This is a genomic window from Mesorhizobium sp. M8A.F.Ca.ET.207.01.1.1, assembly GCF_004794715.1.
Lineage (GTDB): Bacteria > Pseudomonadota > Alphaproteobacteria > Rhizobiales > Rhizobiaceae > Mesorhizobium.
The window spans coordinates 1-481 of the sequence record NZ_SRUS01000071.1; the positions used below are offsets into that span (position 1 = coordinate 1).

The 481-nt window shown below is 68.6% G+C and carries 1 protein-coding gene; it reads right to left on the reverse strand.

What is annotated here, in order from left to right; genetic code table 11:
• The coding region (locus tag EN850_RS33500) for a histidine kinase dimerization/phospho-acceptor domain-containing protein (RefSeq protein WP_136092930.1) at positions 1-481 on the reverse strand (481 nt) is incomplete at both ends.

The window sequence follows — 481 nt, forward strand, 5'->3', positions numbered from 1 at the left end:
GTTCGTTGCAGGTCCGGCAGCCAGCGCTGCAGCAGAGTGTTGATGTCCACCGGTTCGCGGATCAGGGTCTGGCCGGTGCTGAATGCCAGGAGCTGCCGGGTGAGCAGCGCGCCGCGGTCGGTGGCGGCCTGCGCGGCATCCAGCAGCTCGGCCGTGCGCGCATCATCGCCGCTCACGCGAAGGGAAAGCAGGTCCAGCGCATTGCCGATGGTGGTCAGCAGGTTGTTGAACTCGTGCGACAGGCCGCGGCTGAGGCGGCCGACGGTCTCGAACTGCTGGGTGTTGCGCAGCGCCCGCTGGGCATCGCGCAGCAGTCGCTGCGCCTGCCACTGTTCGGTGATGTCGCGGGTGATCTTGACGAAGCCAAGGAGTTCGCCGGCTTCCATGACCGGCTCGATGACCACGCTGGCGCGGAACGACGAACCGTCCCGGCGTACCCGCCAGCCTTCGCTGGCCACATGGCCATGCTGCGCCGCGAGGC